General features: G+C 64.9%; 10 protein-coding genes, 1 tRNA gene and 1 other RNA gene. All 12 read right to left on the reverse strand.

Annotated elements, in window-relative coordinates; genetic code table 11:
* Positions 1–28: 28 nt before the first annotated feature.
* Positions 29–562: a PilZ domain-containing protein gene (locus F791_RS0110365; protein ID WP_018174302.1), complete on the reverse strand. Its 534-nt coding sequence runs from the start codon at positions 560–562 to the stop codon at positions 29–31.
* A gap of 70 nt (positions 563–632) precedes the next feature.
* The gene (purL, locus tag F791_RS0110370) at positions 633–4,508 is read right to left on the reverse strand and encodes a phosphoribosylformylglycinamidine synthase (RefSeq protein WP_019592537.1); all 3,876 of its coding nucleotides are present in this window, start codon (positions 4,506–4,508) and stop codon (positions 633–635) included.
* 86 nt (positions 4,509–4,594) lie between these two features.
* On the reverse strand, positions 4,595–5,014 hold the full coding sequence (locus tag F791_RS0110375) for a secondary thiamine-phosphate synthase enzyme YjbQ (RefSeq protein ID WP_019592538.1): 420 nt from the start codon (positions 5,012–5,014) through the stop codon (positions 4,595–4,597).
* 54 nt (positions 5,015–5,068) lie between these two features.
* Positions 5,069–5,429, reverse strand: a transfer-messenger RNA (tmRNA) gene (gene ssrA, locus F791_RS13560).
* 18 nt (positions 5,430–5,447) lie between these two features.
* Positions 5,448–6,542, reverse strand: a complete 1,095-nt coding sequence (gene rlmM, locus F791_RS0110380; RefSeq protein ID WP_019592539.1) for a 23S rRNA (cytidine(2498)-2'-O)-methyltransferase RlmM — start codon at positions 6,540–6,542, stop codon at positions 5,448–5,450.
* A gap of 96 nt (positions 6,543–6,638) precedes the next feature.
* Complete coding sequence (soxB, locus tag F791_RS0110385) at positions 6,639–8,372, reverse strand: thiosulfohydrolase SoxB (protein ID WP_018174298.1); 1,734 nt, start codon at positions 8,370–8,372, stop codon at positions 6,639–6,641.
* 475 nt (positions 8,373–8,847) lie between these two features.
* The gene (locus F791_RS0110390) at positions 8,848–9,852 is read right to left on the reverse strand and encodes a class I fructose-bisphosphate aldolase (RefSeq protein WP_018139212.1); all 1,005 of its coding nucleotides are present in this window, start codon (positions 9,850–9,852) and stop codon (positions 8,848–8,850) included.
* Positions 9,853–9,988: 136 nt separating this feature from the next.
* Positions 9,989–10,546, reverse strand: a complete 558-nt coding sequence (locus F791_RS0110395; protein WP_019592540.1) for an RDD family protein — start codon at positions 10,544–10,546, stop codon at positions 9,989–9,991.
* 23 nt (positions 10,547–10,569) lie between these two features.
* Positions 10,570–11,040: an SgcJ/EcaC family oxidoreductase gene (locus F791_RS0110400; RefSeq protein ID WP_019592541.1), complete on the reverse strand. Its 471-nt coding sequence runs from the start codon at positions 11,038–11,040 to the stop codon at positions 10,570–10,572.
* A 38-nt stretch (positions 11,041–11,078) separates the two neighbouring features.
* Positions 11,079–12,641 (reverse strand): phospholipase D family protein, encoded by a 1,563-nt coding sequence (locus F791_RS0110405; RefSeq protein ID WP_019592542.1) that lies wholly within the window; start codon positions 12,639–12,641, stop codon positions 11,079–11,081.
* 136 nt (positions 12,642–12,777) lie between these two features.
* A tRNA-Val gene (locus tag F791_RS0110410) sits at positions 12,778–12,854 on the reverse strand.
* Between the two features lie 172 nt (positions 12,855–13,026).
* Positions 13,027–13,785: helicase-related protein (locus F791_RS0110415; protein ID WP_255349510.1), on the reverse strand; the 759-nt coding region annotated here is incomplete at its 5' end.

Genomic DNA, 13,785 nt, shown 5'->3' on the forward strand with positions numbered 1-13,785 from the left:
AAGGTGTGATGAGCGTCTCAGTATCCGGCTAGTTGTGACCGGCGTCAACTTTCTGTCGTTTGTCGGCAATCTCGCGCCGATGGAGGCGAAAAATCCAGCGTCCAAGGGCCTCTCTGAGGGTGTCTTCCATGCCCATCCACCGCATCAGCTGTACGTCTCCAGCCGTTGTCGGACTCTCGACACCCAGCACGCAAGGCTGCGGCAACAGCCGGCTGAGATAGATCTCCAGACGATCACAGTCCTCGGGTACAGTGCCCGCTGGCAATACAATCCCGTGGCGCGACAAGGTCGCCTCCACGGGTGCCGGACGCTCCGGGTGCAGCGATTCGGCCACCAGATGCAGCAGCAGGTCCAGCTTGTGCTCCAGGCGCTGGATCTCGGGTGCGGTCTCGTCCTCGTGCGGGATCGAGCGCGGGTGAGTGTCGTCGAACAGGTCCAGGCTTTCGATCAGGCGCTGTGCGAGCCCCGGGTCCGTCAAGGCGCGCTCCGATGGGCCGACCGCGAGCGCACTGCTCACTCGCAGATCATCCCCCAGGTACTCGCTCCATTCGCTCGCCGTCATCGGACCTCCTGATTTACCGGCAGGGTGCGTTCCCGCCGCTTGCGCGGTTTGTACAGACGCTTATAGACGATCAGGCCACGAACACACGCGCATTACGGAACAACCGCATCCAGGGGCCGTCTTCACCCCAGTCCTGTGGGTGCCAGCTGTGCTGCACGGTCCGGAACACCCGTTCCGGGTGCGGCATCATGATCGTGGCACGGCCGTCCTGCGAAGTGAAACCGGTGGCGCCGCCCGGGGAGCCATTGGGGTTCGCCGGGTAGTGGGTGGCCGGCGTGTCGTCCGCCTCCACGTAGCGCAGCGCCGCCTGGTCGTGCACCGGGACCTCGTCCCGATAGTGCACGCGGCCCTCCCCGTGCGAGACCACCACGGGCAGCAGGGATCCACCCATACCGTCCAGCAGGACCGAGGGGCCCGGCTCCACCCGGACCAGTGACAACCGGGCCTCGAACTGCTCCGAGCGATTACGCACAAAGCGCGGCCAGTGATCCGCCCCGGGAATCAGCGGGGCCAGATGGGACAGCATCTGGCAGCCATTGCAGACCCCGAGCGTAAAGCTGTCGGCGCGGTCGAAGAAGGCCTGAAACTGATCGCGCAACGCCGCGTGGTTCAGGATGGTCTGGGCCCAGCCGCCCCCGGCGCCGAGCACATCCCCGTAGGAAAATCCGCCACAGACCGCGAGGCCCTGCATCTCGTCCAGCGCCCTCCGTCCCGAGAGCAGGTCCGTCATGTGGACATCCACCGGCTGAAACCCCGCACGCTCGAATGCCGCCGCCATCTCCAGCTGGCCGTTCACCCCCTGCTCGCGCAGAATCGCCACGCGTGGCCGCTCACCGGTCGCGATCATGGGTGCGGCGATATCCTCCGCCGGGTCGAACCCGAGGCGCGCGGTCAGGCCGCCATCGTTGTCGACACGCGAAAATTCCTCGTCGGCACACTCCGGGTCGTCGCGCAGCCTTTGCATCGCGGCCGAGGTTGCCTGCCACTTGCCCTGCAACTGCGCCCGGGTGGTCTCCAGCAAATCCTTCGGTCCCTGGCGCACGAGCACGCGGTCATCCGCGCGCACGGTCGCAACGCGATGCAGGTGTGCGCCCAAGCCGACGGCATTCAGCCCGTCACGCAGAGCCGCCTCCGCCCCCGGGGCGAGCTGAACGACCGCGCCCAGTTCCTCGTTGAACAACCACTCCTGAGCGCGGTGGTCGTCGGGCACCGTGACCTCCAGCCCGCAACGACCGGCGAAAGCCATCTCCGCAAGCGTCGTGAACAGGCCGCCATCGGACCGATCGTGGTACGCGGCCAGCAAACCCTTGCGGCGTAGCCCCGTGATCACGTCAAAGAAGCCGCGCAGGCGCGCCACATCGACCAGATCCGGTGTCTCGCACCCGATATGCCCCCAGGCCTGGGTCAGCGCCGAGCCACCCATGCGGGTGTTCCCCTCGCCCAGGTCAATGAGCCACAGGGTAGAGTCCGCACCCGGATTCAGCTCGGGCGTCACGCTGCGCCGGACGTCGGCGACCGGGGCAAAGCCCGAGACAATCAGCGAGACCGGCGAGTACATGTCCCGCGCCTCGCCCTCGGCGGTCTCCCAGACCGTACGCATCGACAGCGAATCCTTGCCCACCGGGATGGAGATACCCAGGCCCGGGCAGACATCCTCGGCCACCGCGCGCACGGTATCGAACAGGTTGGCGTCCTCGCCGGAGACACCGGCGGCGGCCATCCAGTTGGCCGACAGCCGAATCATCTCGGTACTGTCGATATCGGCGGCGGCCATATTGGTCACGACCTCGCCAATGGCCATGCGCCCCGAGGCAGGGCCGGAGAGGATCGCCAGCGGCGTGCGCTCGCCCATGGCCATCGCCTCGCCGGTATAGCCCTCGAAGTCGGTCAGCGTGACCGCGCAGTCGGCCACCGGCACCTGCCACGGGCCCACCATCTGGTCGCGCGCGACCAGCCCGCCCACGCTACGATCACCGATCGTGATCAGGAAGTGCTTGGCCGCTACCGCAGGTATCTGCAGCACGCGGCGGACCGCCTCTTCCAGCGGGCAAGCGCCCGCGTCAAAATCGGTGGCCGGCGGTGCCGTGCGATGGTCCTCGCGCGTCATGCGCGGCGTCTTGCCGAGCAGCATGCCCATCGGCATGTCCACGGGCGGCTCGTGGAACAGCCGGTCCTCGACCTTCAGGTGGCCTTCCTCGGTGGCGCGACCGACCACCGCGAACGGCGCCCGCTCGCGCTCGGCCAGCATACGGAAGGTCTCCAGACGGCCGTCGTCCACGGCCAGCACGTAGCGTTCCTGCGCCTCGTTGCACCACAGCTCCATCGGCGACAGGCCCGGCTCGGCGGTCGGGACCTCCCGCATCTCGATCACGCCGCCGCGCCCGGCATCGTCGAGGATCTCGGGAATGGCGTTGGACAGTCCACCCGCACCCACGTCATGGATCGAACGGATCGGGTTCTGCACCCCCAGCGCGGTGCAGCGATCGATCACCTCCTGACAGCGCCGTTCCATCTCCGGATTGCCACGCTGCACGGAGGCGAAATCAAGCTGCTCCGCACTGGCGCCACTGGCCATCGACGACGCCGCCCCGCCACCCAGGCCGATCAGCATCGCTGGGCCGCCCAGCACCACAATCGGCGTCCCCGGGGGCACATCCTGCTTGTGCACATGTTCGCCGCGGATCGACCCCAGGCCGCCGGCCAGCATGATCGGCTTGTGGTAGCCGTACAGGGCCTCGCTCCCGTCCGGGCGCGGCAGGGCCATCTCGAAGGTACGGAAGTATCCGGCCAGCGCCGGGCGGCCGAACTCGTTGTTGAATGCGGCAGCACCGATCGGGCCGTCCAGCATGATCTGGCGCGCGCTCTCGATCCGTTGCGGACGTCCGAAGTCACGCTCCCACGGCTGCGGCAACTCCGGGATCTGGAGATTGGAGACGGTAAAGCCGGTCAGCCCCGCCTTGGGCTTGGAGCCCTGTCCGGTGGCCCCCTCGTCGCGGATCTCGCCGCCCGAGCCTGTGGCGGCACCCGGGAACGGCGAGATCGCGGTCGGGTGGTTGTGGGTTTCCACCTTCATCAGGATCGGCAGATCCAGCGATTCGCGCTGATACTCGCCAGTGATCGCATCCGGCATCAGGCGGATGCCCGCATGCCCGGCGATCACCGAGGCATTGTCGCTGTAGGCCGACAGCACACGCTCCGGATGTTTCTGGTGGGTACTGCGGATCATCCCGAACAGCGTGCGTTCGTCCGCCTCGCCATCCAGGATCCAGGCGGCGTTGAAGATCTTGTGGCGGCAGTGTTCGGAGTTCGCCTGGGCGAACATCATCAGTTCGGCGTCGGTGGGCGCGCGCCCGAGCGCCGCGTACCCATCCGCGAGATATTCGATCTCGTCCGGCGAGAGCGCCAAACCCAGATCGACATTGGCGGCTTCCAGCGCCCGGCGCGGGTCATCGCCCAGCTCTACACGGCCCAGCGAGCGCGGCGTCTCGGTCTGGAACAGCCGCGCCGCCTCCGCCGGATCCTCGATCACGGTCTCGGTCATCCGGTCGTGCAGGACATCGCCGAGCGCCTCGAGGGCCGCGCCTTTGGCCCCCTGCCCGCCGATCTGCCAGTGGATGCCGCGCTCGATCCGCACGACGGCCTCCTCGAGGCCGGCATGGTGTGCGATCTCGGTGGCCTTGGACGACCACGGGCTGATCGTGCCGAAACGCGGGATGACCACCAGTTCGCGCTGGATCTCGAAGTCCGGCGCGCGCCAGGCCTCGCCCTCGGACAACAGGCGGTCCAGGATCGCGTCTTCTTCCGCCGTCAGGCGGCGCCGGGGCTCGATGAAATACACAAACCGCGCTGCGAGCGGACCCGCGTCAGGGATGCTCGCCCGCAGGCCGGCTTCCAGTGCCCGCAGCCGAAATGGCGAGACGGCGATACCCCCTTCCACAAACCGCATTGCGCTTCCTCGATACCCGGAGATGACAAAGGCTGCGCATTGTACCGGACCCGGCGCCGGGCCGGGACCGCCACCCGCCTACTGGATCACTCTCCGTGGACCGTTACGGTCAGCGTGCGCGTGTGGGCGGCGTAGCGGTGCTCCCACAGAAACAGGCCCTGCCAGGTACCCAGGATCAGCCGGCCGCGGCCGACCGGAACGGTCAGGTCATTGTGGGTCAGCATCGCGCGGGCATGGGCGGCCATGTCGTCGTCGCCTTCCATGTCATGCCGATAGGCCGGATCGCCGTCCGGGGCCATGCGCGCGATCAGGGTCTCCAGGTCATGACGGACATCGGGATCGGCGTTCTCGGTCACCAGCAACGAGGCACTGGTGTGGTGCTGAAAGACATGACAGGTACCCGTGGTGATCCCGCTGGCGACCACGACCTCTTCGACCTGGCGCGTGATGTTGATCGTGCCCCGCCCCTCGGTGCGTACGCGAAAGCTGTCCTGATGCACGGCCATACCCGGCTCTCCAACAAAAAAGCGCCCGAAGGCGCTTGATTGTACTTGCTAATTTGGTGGAGGCGGCGGGAATCGAACCCGCGTCCGCAGGCCCTCCGCCTTCGGCTCTACATGCTTATTCTGTCTTTGAGTTTAACCAGCCGCTACCCGACAGGCAGGGAAAACAACTGGCGATCCCGGTTTAGTTTTAATGGATCCACGCCGGGCGCGCTTCACCACGAGCTTGTGAGAGTCGACGCCCGATACTGGACGCACAAGCACGGCTCCAGTCGGACGGCATCTACCGGTTTTTAAGCGGCGAGTGCGTAGTTGTCGTCGTTGGCAACTATTTTTTTGCAGTGATTTTTACGAGGCTCACCACATCCTCGGCATGCACCTCAGGTTTCGCGACCCGCGTCGAATCCAAGTCGCCCCCTTACAGTACACAGACAGTCTACCGCGCCAAGGGTTCCCCGACCAGACGAATATGCACGGTGACCTCCTCCCGATCGTGATACAGCTGTCGTGCCCGGACCTCATAAGCCAGCCCCGCGTCGCTCAGCCGTTCATGCAGGTGTTCCAGACAGTCCCGCACGGTCTGCCAGCGTTTCTTCATCGGCAGTTTCAGGTTGAAGATCGCCTCGCGGCACCACTGTCTTTCCAGCCAGTCCCCCATGCGGGCCGCAACACGTGCCGGCTTGTCCACGATATCGCAGACCAGCCAGATCACCGGATTCGGCGGCTCCCAGACAAAGGCATCCTCGCGGTGATGCTCCACCTGGGTGGTCGCCATCAGCCGCTCGTCCATCGGTCCGTTGTCCACGGCATGCACATGCATCCCGCGCCGCACCAGCTGCCAGGTCCAGCCGCCCGGAGCGGCCCCCAGATCCACGGCCTGCATGCCCTCGGCCAGTCGCTCCGGCCACTGCTCCGCCGGGATAAATGTGTGCCAGGCCTCTTCCAGCTTCAGCGCGGAGCGGCTGGGCGCATCGGATGCCGCCCGCAGGCGCGGCTTGCCCTCCGGCCAGTCGCTGCGTTCTCCCGGCCGGGAGAATGCAATCTGTACCCGGTCGCCAGCGGACCAGAACAGGTGCGCCCGCAACCCGGCCGCATCCGGGACCAGCAGGCCGCGCTTGCGCAACACGGCCTGCAAGGGTCGATCCAGGGCGCGCGCCAGCCGAACCAGTGACTGGCCGTCGTTGGTGTCCGGGCACTCGTGCCACAGCGAGTCGAAACAGATCCCCGTCAACTGAAGCTGATCCAGGATCGGCGTCACTCGATCCTCTCGGCTCAGCCGTTCCAGTGGGTGCAGCGCCACCAGCCGCTGCCGGGCAAAAATCAATTCACCCAGCGGCAGTGCCGCGGCCAGCCCCACAAGATCGCCATCCGCCGGGACAAAGCGTACAAATCCGGTATCGGGCTTCGCGCGCGGATAGGCGGCCATACCCGCCTCCGCCGCCCGCTCCGTCAGCTCGGCAATCAGGTCGGGCTCGAAACCCGGGCGGCAGTAAAACAGCAGTTCGGACGCCGTCGCCTCGATCGCCACCATGTCTCCTCCATGAAAAAAGCCGCCACACCCGAGAGGGGTGAGGCGGCTTCGAGGGTAACCGGACCGAACATCCGGGTCACCAATCCACGGTCGGGATTAGATCTCCAGGCCCGGATCGCCTTCGACGTTTTTCAGCTTCGGCAGATAGGGCTTGCTGACCTCGACCGTACCCTTCTCGCGCAGGTAGTCCGCGACCAGTTCCCAGACCGGCTCGGAATCCAGCGGCTCGTGCACGTTCGCCCAGCCGGCCACGACATAGTTCTTGTCCATGTCGATCGGTTCGCCATTGATCTCCAGGTCGCTGATACGCGACCCCATGGACTCGTGCGGGTCGATCGTGTACTTGATGCCGCCCGTACGGACCATGTCGCCACCGCGGTGGTGATACGGGTTGGAGTTGAAGATCGAGTTGGCCACGTCTTCCAGCGTGTTCTTCAGCTGTTCGCCGGTCATCTCGTTACGCTGGACCTCGGAGTACGTGGTCACGGTCTGGCTCATCACCTCCTCGAAGGTGATCGGCTGACCCGGCAGGACACTCACACCCCAGCGGAAGCCCGGCGACAGGGCCACCTCGGCATCGAGCTTCTCGCGCAGTGCATCCAGGATCACCTCGTCAAAGGTCCCGTTGAAGTTGCCACGGCGGTACAGCACGCCGTCGGTCACCGCGAGCTCTTCGTTGAGCTTGTCCTCATACGGCTGGTGGACCTTCTTCACGTGCTCTTCCATCTCTGGATCGGCATCCAGCAGGTTGGAGAACACCGGCAGCATGTGGAACTTGTAGTCGCGCACGCCGCTCTCGCCGACATCCAGGTCCAGCAGGCCCAGGAACTTGCCGTTCGAACCAGCGTTGGTCACCAGCGTGATGTCGCCACCGGCGTTTTCGATCTCGACCGCACCGGGGATCGGGTCGTGGGTGTGACCACCCATGATCACGTCCACGCCTTCCAGGTTGCGGGCCATTTCCATGTCCGTGACCATGCCGTTGTGCGACAGGATCGCGACGACCTTCGCGCCCTTCTCGCGGCACTCGTTGATCATGCGCTGCATGTGCTCGTCACGGATGCCGAAGCTCCAGTCCGGGAACATGTAGCTCGGGTTGGCCACCGAGGTGTACGGGAAGGCCTGACCAATCACCGCCACCGGCACACCGTTCATCTCGCGGATGGTGTAGGGCTCGAACACCGGGTCGCCCCAGTCACGGTCCTCGATGTTCTGCGCCAGGAAGTCGATGCCGTTCGGCTTGAAGTCGTTCTCGACGATCTCCATCACGCGGTCGTCCCCGAAAGTGAACTCCCAGTGGCCGACCATGATGTCCACACCCAGCAGTTTCTGGGCATCGACCATGTCCTGACCGTCGTCCCACAGGGACACCGCAGAACCATGCCAGGTATCGCCGCCGTCCAGCATCAACGAGTTCGGCCGGTCGGCGCGCAACTTCTTGACCAGCGTGGACAGGTGCGAGAAACCGCCCATACGGCCGTACTTCTCCGCCGCGTCGACGTAGTCGAGATGGGTGATGGCATGCGCCATCGGCGTACCGGGCTTGATACCGAACCACTCGAGCAGCTCGTTGCCCACCAGCACCGGCGGCTTGCCCTTCATGTCGCCCACGCCAATGTTCACGTTCGGCTCGCGGAAGTAGATCGGCTTCAGCTGCGCGTGGCAGTCGGTGTAGTGCATGAACGAGACATTGCCGAATTTCGGGATGTCGTACATCTCGCTGCTCAGGGGCTTCCACGATCCCTTCTCGCCGGCCCAGGCATTCATCGAGAAGCCGGCGGCGCTCGCCACGGCCATGGCCTGCAGGAATTCTCTCCGAGTCAGATTCATTGACTGGCTCCTATTGGTGGTTTGAATTGGATAAACCGCAATTTCTAGCTGGACCTGTTCCGGTCCTCTTCCCGGTTATTCCGGACGTGCTTTGGCCAATTTTGTTCCATCGGCCTGGTCGTCATCGGGTGCGCAGCCTACCGGAGTTACCGCGAGTTCGCGCGGGATCGTATAAAAATCGAACCCATTCCAATCCGATCTGCGCTGACAAAAAAATGCTCCGGGAGCCTGCCAGAGCCACAACGCAGGTCACAAAAAAGGCCTGTCACCCTAGGGGTAACAGGCCAAGACGCGACATACACCGCCGGAGGAATCGATACGGGGGCACGGCGCCGACAGCGCTGATCCTTGTGCCCTCGCCGACCGACCCATGCCCGGCAGCTACAGTCTATGAACCTGGAACCCGGCGGGAATTGATTCAGATCAACTACGCCGCAGGTTCCAGGTTGCACCCGCTCATCGTGACCCGCACGCCCTAGGCCGCGTACTTGCCCTCCGCGGCCAGGCCATTGTCGCGGGCACGCTCGTATACCGTCTTCTGCGCGCTCTCGAAATTCGCCTGCATGTCCTCGCCCCACAGCTTCATCGCGGCCTGCTGCATGCCGCGGCCGTAGGAGAACGAGAGCGGCCAGGGCGTGCCCCCAATGCGATTCATTGCATCCAGGTGCGCAGTTGCATCCGCGTCGCTCTGCCCGCCCGACAGGAACACAATACCGGGGAGGATTGCGGGCACCGCGGAGGCAAGGCAGCGAAGCGTTGCGTGGGCGACATCGTCCACACCCACCTGCTCCGGGCAGTCCTTGCCGGGGATCACCATGCTGGCCTTCAGGATCGTGCCTTCCAGCAACACGTGATGCTCGTACAGCGCGCTGAACACCGCCCGCTGCGTCGCCTCTGTGACGCCATAGCAGGTCTCGATGTCGTGATCGCCGTCCATCAGCACCTCGGGCTCCACGATCGGCACCAGCCCCTGCTCCTGGCAAAGCGCCGCATACCGGGCCAGCGCATGCGCATTGGCCTCGATGCAGGTATCGGTGGGCATGGTCTCGCCGATAGTGATCACGGCGCGCCACTTGGCGAACTTCGCACCCATCCGGGCGTATTCCTGCAGGCGCTCGCGCAGCCCGTCCAGGCCCTCGGTAACCTTCTCGCCGGGGAACCCCGCCAGGTCCTTGGCGCCCGTATCCACCTTGATGCCGGGCAGGATGCCCGCCTCGCGCATCACATCCACAAACGGCTTGCCGTCGCGCGTGGACTGGCGAAGGGTCTCGTCGTAGAGGATGGCGCCGGAGATGTATTCGTTCAGCTTCGGTGTGGTGAGCAGGAGCTCGCGGTAGGTTCGGCGATTCTCCTCGGTGTTCTCCACGCCCACCGCTTCGAATCGCTTGGCAATCGTGCTGGTGGATTCGTCGATGGCAATAATGCCCTTGCCGGGGGCCACCATGGCCTCGGCCGTCTCGATCAGTGTGTCGATTTTCATCTCTGCTCCTTGGGCGGGGGTACCCGTATGGATTTCCGTTGGAGACTAGTTCCCCACTCGGGGTTATTCCATACGGACTCCCAACGCCCGGGAGCGGTTCACAAACCGTCGCTGCCGTTACAACCGCAGCGGTGGCCTAGTTCAGCCACTCCTTGCGCACGACGAACGTCTCGGCGATCAGGTCGTGCAGCCCCTGGCGGCGGCGGGTAAACGCCACCATCAGGTAGCCGATGCCGAACAGCAGGCCCGAAAGGATCTCCGCGAGATAGCGTCCTGTCGCGCGCATGAAGGTAATGCGCTCGCCGTGATAGTCGACCACACGCAGCCCCACCGCCATCTTGCCGACCGTCGCCTGGTAGCGGGAGCTGTGCATCCCCGCCCAGTACAGCCAGGCGACCAGGATGTTGATCACCATCCAGGCAATATCGGCCGCCATCAGCTCGGGTTCCGGCCCCTTGGTCGCCATCGTCTCCGGGCTGATCACCATCTGCGCCACGATCTGCGGCACCCCGATCACCACCATGTCGACCAAGGTGGCCAGCACACGCCGCCAGAACCCGCCAAAGGCGGCGCGATCCTCCGGCGGCCCGGCGTGCGCCGGCGACGCTGCGGCCACCTCGACCAGATCCGCTCCACAGCCATTGCAGTAGCGCGCCTCGGGCGGGTTGTCCCGCCCGCATGCCTTACATTCCATGTAACCCCCCTGACACTACAGCCCTACGGATGCACGACCGTGTTATGCCCGAACCGGATCTGCCAGCCGTGGTGGTCGTCCCGCTCGAGCAAAAAGCTCATGCGGGTATACAGCACGCCATCGCCGCGATCCGGCAGCCCGGCCGGCATGGATTCGATATCCGATACCCGCAGCACAGCCTCGGCAAACGCCGTGTCTTCGCTCAGCATCGAAATATCCTCGACATCCACGCTCAACGAGGTACCGGCAAACGGCCCTTGCAGGACCTCGGTATGCCGCTTGGCATTCGTCGCGCGATCATCAAAGCGCGTGCCGAACAGGTTCACGAGCCCCGCGTCTTCCTGATAGTCCCGCGCCCAGGCCTCGCCATCACCGGCCTCCCAGGCCGCCTCCTTGGCCTCCAGGATGCGCTGGATTTCGCCTTCATCGGCGCCGGCGGTGGAGATCAGCGCGGCCAACGGCAGGGCGAGAAGCGAGAGTGCTTTTCTGGACATGACAACTCCTATAGTGAACGGCAAGACAGGCCCCCTGTTTACAGGAGCGGCTCCACTGGCGCCAGTCGCGTAATCCCGGACAAGAAGCGCCGCCAGATACCCGCCTTCGGATCGGTGCGGTAGAGCGTGCCCTCGTCGTCCGTCCAGATCGGCCAGCCTTCGTCGTCCAGCCGAACCTGATACGCCAGCTCCGGCCGGGTGCTGTGCTCGTACAGCTCCAGCAGCTCCTGCACGATCTCCGGCTCGCGCAGGAACACGCCCAGCTCGGTGTTGGTATAGCGCGAGCGCGGGTCCAGATTGAACGAGCCGACAAACCCCTCCTCGCGATCGATGATCAGCGCCTTGGTATGCAGGCTCGCATGCGAGGAGCCAATCCCCATCTCGCGATCCGCGGCTGCGCGTGGCGGCAGCGCAGTCGGGCGCAACTCGTGTAGCTCCACCCCGGCCTCCAGCAATGCGGGACGGCGGCGCGAGTAGCCGCTGTGGGTAAAGGCCACGTCATTCGCCGCCAGGGAGTTTGTCAGCACACTCACCCGCACGCCCCGCTCGCGCATCGCAACCAGCTGCGCCGTGCCATCCCGCCGCGGCACAAAGTACGGCGAGATCATCAACAACTCGTGCTCGACCGCATCCAGCCGCCGTGCCACCGCCTCGGCGACCCCGTCCCGGATATGCTCGTAGCCCTTGGCCTTGCCAACGTCATCCACGACCAGCTTGGCCTGGTCCGTCCAGGTGTAAGCCCCGGCATCATCAATCGGCTCGGCGAGGGGCACACCATTCAGTGGCTCCAGTGTCAGCAGCGGATGTTCCTGGTGCTCGGCCAGCCAGGCGTCGAGCTTCTCCCGGTGGCGCGCGAGCTTCTCCGGGTCCTGCTCCACCCGACGCATCCGCCGCAGATCGATCGCCGCGCGGCTGTTCCAGTACTCCACGAACGAATGATCGACCTCCGTCGCCAGCGGGCCGACCATCACCAGATCCAGATCAGTGAAGTTGTAATACGGGCTGACTTCGAAGTACTCGTCGCCGATGTTGCGCCCGCCGATGATCGCCAGGTGCCCGTCGACCACCCAGGCCTTGTTGTGCATACGGCGATTCAGGTCGCTGCCACGAAAGACAAACTCCACCCCCGCACGCACCGCACCCCGGCGCGTACGAAACGGGTTGAACACGCGAACCTCGATATTGGGATGCTGATTGACCGCGGCCAGCAGGTCATCACTGCCGCGCAAATCCATGTCGTCCAGCAACAGCGACACCGCCACGCCCCGGTCCGCCGCATCCAGCAGCTCCCCGAGCAGCGTGCGACCGGCCACGTCATCGCGCCAGATGTAGTACTGGATATGGATGCGTTCCTGCGCCTTGCGCGCACTCTGCACCCGCCACTGAAAGGCCTCCGCCCCGGTATCCAGCAGCCGGAACCCCGTCTGCCCTTCCGCGACCGCCGGCAGCGTATCCAGCCAGGTCGCCAGCTCGCCCTGTACCGCTGGCGCCTGCGGGGTACGGTCCACCCGGTCCGACGCCGGCTGCATCGGGGTACACGCCGCCAGAAACGCCAGCAGCACCGCCGCGACCAGCGGCTGAAGCAACGTACGCGCGTTCATTCGCAGATGTCCGACACCCGCCCCCAACGAAGCACCCATACCGCAAGCATGTACCCACCGTGCGAACCTTTCCATGGTCCGTATCCCCAAAACAAAAAAGCGAGCCGGGAGACCCTGGCTCGCTTTCTCAAAATACTGGTAGGCGCGATTGGACTCGAACCAACGACCCCCACCATGTCAAGGTGGTGCTCTAACCAACTGAGCTACGCGCCTGTCGTCTTCGAGCCGCGTATTCTACGCGCTCCCCGCCCCCTGTCAAAGCCCTTTGTAACGCGGCGCTCGCCGCCGCTCTATCCGTAGCAAGACACGCTTTGCCTGGGAGAACCTGAGGTGCCAACGTCAGCGTGTCCATTGATCAGCTTTCCCAAAACGCATGCGCACGGGTTCAACCTGGCAGAGCAGGCGGGAGCAAAGAAATCTGCCAGTCCTCAGGCGCATCCTCCGGCAGGGCATGATCCAGATAGGCGATCAGGTCTTCCTGTCGTGGCTGACCGAATACCATGCGGTAGAGCGCGAGCTGGCGTTTCATGCGCCTGAGGCGCCCCACGTCTCGGCTCAATGGCAACAGCAGGACCCGCCGCATGATGCGTGCGTCCCCGGCCTCGTAGATCCACCACGGTGCCAGGTCGGATTGCTGGCCAAACTCCGTCGCTTCAGCGCACTCGAACAGGCGGGCCCACGGGTCTCCTTCCCCCTGCCAGTCCGCAAGCGCGGCTAGGCCGATGTGCTGGGCGACGTTCCTCCTCACCGCGTGGCCCTTGTAGCGATGAACGCGCCCCTCGCGCTGTTCCATGTCCACCGGATTCGACGGCAGGTTCCAGTGCACGACCGAGTGACACCAGGTGTGAAAATCCAGTCCTTCCTGCCCGACCGAAGTGCTGGCCAGCACAAAAGGACGAAAGGGCGAATTAAAGGCCGCCCGCACCGAGTCGGCACGGGCTACGGTGCCATCGGTATCATCCCGTACATCGCCGAATCTCAGCGCGAACCTGCACCGAATTGAGAAGGTATCGACTTTCATACGACGCTTCTGGACTCTAACGTCGTCTACCTTGAGTCCGACAGCCCGCATCGATAGTGATTCCGTCACAGCTCGTGCCACTGCATCAATACGCTCGGTCGCGGGTGCCTCCACCCTTCCAAG

It is taken from the genome of Thioalkalivibrio sp. ALRh (genome assembly GCF_000381425.1).
Lineage (GTDB): Bacteria > Pseudomonadota > Gammaproteobacteria > Ectothiorhodospirales > Ectothiorhodospiraceae > Thioalkalivibrio.

Bases quoted from the DNA above. Each gene is read 5' to 3' on its own strand.
- F791_RS0110395 (WP_019592540.1), bottom strand. From the start codon at position 10,546: ATGGAATGTAAGGCATGCGGGCGGGACAACCCGCCCGAGGCGCGCTAC.
- soxB (WP_018174298.1), bottom strand. From the start codon at position 8,372: ATGAATCTGACTCGGAGAGAATTCCTGCAGGCCATGGCCGTGGCGAGC.
- F791_RS0110375 (WP_019592538.1), bottom strand. From the start codon at position 5,014: ATGGCCGTGCATCAGGACAGCTTTCGCGTACGCACCGAGGGGCGGGGC.
- F791_RS0110365 (WP_018174302.1), bottom strand. From the start codon at position 562: ATGACGGCGAGCGAATGGAGCGAGTACCTGGGGGATGATCTGCGAGTG.
- rlmM (WP_019592539.1), bottom strand. From the start codon at position 6,542: ATGGTGGCGATCGAGGCGACGGCGTCCGAACTGCTGTTTTACTGCCGC.
- F791_RS0110405 (WP_019592542.1), bottom strand. From the start codon at position 12,641: ATGAACGCGCGTACGTTGCTTCAGCCGCTGGTCGCGGCGGTGCTGCTG.
- F791_RS0110400 (WP_019592541.1), bottom strand. From the start codon at position 11,040: ATGTCCAGAAAAGCACTCTCGCTTCTCGCCCTGCCGTTGGCCGCGCTG.
- F791_RS0110390 (WP_018139212.1), bottom strand. From the start codon at position 9,852: ATGAAAATCGACACACTGATCGAGACGGCCGAGGCCATGGTGGCCCCC.
- purL (WP_019592537.1), bottom strand. From the start codon at position 4,508: ATGCGGTTTGTGGAAGGGGGTATCGCCGTCTCGCCATTTCGGCTGCGG.